The sequence below is a fragment of the bacterium genome, assembly GCA_036524115.1.
GTDB lineage: Bacteria > JAUVQV01 > JAUVQV01 > JAUVQV01 > DATDCY01 > DATDCY01.
This window is the reverse complement of the sequence record DATDCY010000198.1, coordinates 1-3,424: the sequence shown is the minus strand read 5'-3', so window position 1 is coordinate 3,424 and position 3,424 is coordinate 1. Positions and strand designations below refer to the sequence as shown.

The 3,424-nt window shown below is 75.9% G+C and carries 4 protein-coding genes; all 4 read right to left on the bottom strand.

Features of this window, described 5'->3' with window-relative positions; genetic code table 11:
• On the bottom strand, positions 1 to 1,852 hold a 1,852-nt coding region (gene dxs / locus VI078_09585; protein ID HEY5999532.1), incomplete at its 3' end, for a 1-deoxy-D-xylulose-5-phosphate synthase.
• A gap of 17 nt (positions 1,853 to 1,869) precedes the next feature.
• Positions 1,870 to 2,802: a farnesyl diphosphate synthase gene (locus VI078_09580; GenBank protein HEY5999531.1), complete on the bottom strand. Its 933-nt coding sequence runs from the start codon at positions 2,800 to 2,802 to the stop codon at positions 1,870 to 1,872.
• A complete protein-coding gene (xseB, locus tag VI078_09575; GenBank protein HEY5999530.1) occupies positions 2,771 to 3,160 on the bottom strand; it encodes an exodeoxyribonuclease VII small subunit in 390 nt (129 codons plus the stop codon). Before xseB ends, VI078_09580 begins: the two co-directional genes overlap by 32 nt.
• Before the next feature lie 73 nt (positions 3,161 to 3,233).
• A partial coding sequence (locus tag VI078_09570; GenBank protein ID HEY5999529.1) for an exodeoxyribonuclease VII large subunit occupies positions 3,234 to 3,424 on the bottom strand: 191 nt, incomplete at its 5' end.

Genomic DNA, 3,424 nt, shown 5'->3' with positions numbered 1-3,424 from the left:
GCCGCCGCGCCCGTCCCGCCAGCCCCGCGGCGTTGAGCCCGAGGCGGTCGCGCAGCAGCGCCTGCGGCGCGTGTTCCACGAACTCGTCCGGCACGCCGGCGCGCTCGACCCGCACGCCCGCCGGCCCCTGCTCGGCGAGCTGCGCGATCACCGCGTCGCCGAAGCCACCGGCGAGCACGCCCTCCTCGGCGGTGATCAGCAGCGGGTTCGCGGCCGCCGTCTCCGCCAGCACGGCGGCGTCCAGCGGCTTGACGAAGCGGGCGTTGACGACGCCCACCCGCCACCCCTCGGCCGCCAGCGCCTCTGCCGCCTCGAGCGCGGGCCGCACGCAGGGGCCGACGGCGAGGATCGCCAGGTCGCCGCCGGGCCGCAGCACCTCCCAGGAGCCGACGGGGAGCGGCTGCGGGTCCTCGTCCACGGGCACGCCGAGGCCGGCGCCGCGCGGGTAGCGCAGCGCGAAGGGGCCGGGGTGCGCCAGCGCGGTGCGCAGCAGGCGCGCCAGCTCGGCCTCGTCCTTCGGCGCCGCGACGACCATCCCCGGGATCGACCGCAGGAAGGCAAGGTCGAAGAGCCCGTGGTGCGTCGCGCCGTCGTCGCCGACGAGCCCGCCGCGGTCCAGCGCGAAGACCACCGGCAGCCCCTGGAGGCAGACATCGTGGAGCACCTGGTCGTAGCCGCGCTGCAGGAAGGTCGAGTAGATGGCGACCACCGGGCGCATCCCCTCGCAGGCGAGCCCGGCGGCGAACGTCACCGCGTGCTGCTCGGCGATCCCCACGTCGAAGAAGCGCGCGGGGTGCGCGGCGGCGAACGGCGCCAGCCCGGTGCCGTCGGGCATCGCCGCGGTGATTGCGACCAGGCGCGGCTCGCGCGCCCCCTCGCCGACCAGCGCCCGGCCGAAGACGGCGGTGTAGGACGGCGGCGCCGGCGCCGTGATGAGCGCGCCGGTCGCCGGGTCGAACGGGCCGACGCCGTGGTAGCGCGCCGGGTCGCGCTCCGCGGGCGGGAAGCCCTTGCCCTTGCGGGTGATCACGTGGACGAGCACCGGCTTGCGGAACTCCTCGCGCACGTTGCGGAAGGTCTCGACCAGGTTGCGCACGTCGTGCCCGGGGATCGGGCCGACGTAGCGGAAGCCCAGCTCCTCGAAGAGCAGCCCCGGGACGATGAGCGCCTTCACCGACTCCTCGACGCGCTTGGCGATCTTCGCCGCCTGCTCGCCCACGTGCGGCAGCGAGCGGATGAAGCGCACGAACTCGTCGCGCATGCGCGTCGGCAGGTGGCTGGTCAGGACGCGGTTGAGGTACGAGGAGAGCGCGCCGACGTTCGGCGAGATCGACATCTCGTTGTCGTTGAGCACGACCACGAGGTCCTTCTTGAGGTGGCCCGCGTGGTTGAGCGCCTCGAAGGCCTCGCCGGAGGTGAGCGAGCCGTCGCCGATGACCGCGACGACCTTGTGCCGCGCCCCCAGCGCGTCGCGCGCCGCCGCCAGCCCGCAGGCCGCGGAGATGCTCGTGCCGCTGTGGCCGGTGCCGAAGACGTCGTGCGGGCTCTCGGCGCGCCGGGGGAAGCCGGAGATGCCGCCGGCCTGCCGCAGCGTCCCGAAGTTCACGAACCGGCCGGTGAGCAGCTTGTGCGCGTAGCACTGGTGCCCGACGTCCCAGACGATGCGGTCGCGGGGCGTCGGGAAGACGGCGTGCAGGGCGATCGTCAGCTCGACCACGCCGAGGCTCGGCGCCAGGTGCCCGCCGGTGTGCGCGACCGTCGCGATGATCGTCTCGCGGATCTCGGCCGCGAGCCGCTCGTGCTCCTCCGCGGTGAGCGCCGAGACGGGCGTGCCCGCGTCGACGCGCGCCAGCAGCTCCGTGCCCACGGTCAGCGGTCCCTGCGGCCGACGAAGCGCGCCAGCGCGCGCAGGGGGTCGGCCTCCGGGCCGAAGTCGGCGATCGCCGCAAGCGCCTCCTCGACCAGCTCGGCCGCGCGCTGGCGCGAGGCGTCGATGCCGAAGATGGCGGGGAAGGTCGCCTTGCGCTTCGTGCTGTCGCGGCCGGTGCCCTTGCCGGTCGCCGCCGGGTCGCCCTCCACGTCGAGCAGGTCGTCGACGATCTGGAAGCAGAGGCCCGTGCGCCGCGCGTACTCCGAGAGCGCGCCCAGGCGCGCCGCGGACGCGCCCGCGGCGATGGCGCCGCCGCGCACGCTGGCGAGGATCAGGGCGCCGGTCTTGCGGGCGTGGATGAACTCCAGCTCCGGCAGCGTCAGGTCGCGGCCCTCGCCCTCGAGGTCGGCCACCTGCCCGCCGACGAGGCCCGCGGGCCCGCCGGCCGCCGCGACCTCGCGCACGATCGCGGTGCGCCGCTCCGGCGGCACGGCCCCGTCGGCGGCCAGCACCTCGAACGCCTGGGTGAGGAGCGCGTCCCCCGCGAGGATCGCCAGCGCCTCGCCGAATACCTTGTGCGAGGTCGGGCGGCCGCGGCGGAAGTCGTCGTCCATCGCGGGCAGATCGTCGTGGATCAGCGAGTAGGTGTGGATCATCTCGACCGCGGCGGCAACCGGCAGCGCCACGTCGCGGGCGCCGCCGCAGGCCTCCGCCGCGCCGAGCGCGAGCGCCGGGCGCAGGCGCTTGCCGCCGCCCAGCGCGCTGTAGCGCACCGCCTCGGCGAGTCGCGGGATGTGCCCGCCCGGGGCCGGCAGCACCCGGTCGAGGTAGCACTCGACGAGCGCGGCTGCCTCGCGCAGGTAGCCCTCGGCGTCCACGACGCGCGCCGGCGCCCCGCCGCTAGAAGGGGAGAGCGCTCTGTCCGCCGCCACTGCCCCTCCCGGTGTCGTCCCCGGCCCCGCCGTCCCCGTCGGCATCGGCGTCGGCATCAGCGTCGTCGCCCGCGCCTGCCGGGCCGCGCGCCCTCCCCGCCTCGCCCCCCGGGGCGAAGGGCACCGGGACCTTGGCGCCGCCCTCGTCCTTGAGCAGGATCTCGACCTTGCGCTCGGCCTCGTTCAGCCGCTGGTGCAGCAGGCGCGAGAGGCGCACCCCCTCCTCGAACACGGCGAGCGAGCGCTCGAGCGGCAGGTCCGCCTCCTCGAGCTCGTGGACGATCTCCTCGAGCCGCGCGAGCGCCGTCTCGAACGACGGCTCCTGCCCTGCCGCGGCGGCTGTCTTGCGTTTCGCCATCACCGTCTTCCTCCGAATTGCCTGCAGGCCGGGTCCCTGTTGCCGCCTCCGCGCCACCCCACCGCCTGACCCGTCATTCTTGTTCCCGTGTCCCTGCGTGCGGCAGCGCGGCGGCGACCGTCGCGCGCAGCGCCCCGCGGCGCAGCAGCACCTCGAGCTCGGCGCCCGGCGACACCGCGGCCGCGTCGGTGACGACCTCACGCCCCGGCAGCCGCCGGCAGATGCTGTAGCCGCGCCCGAGGACGCCGAGCGGGCTGAGCGCCG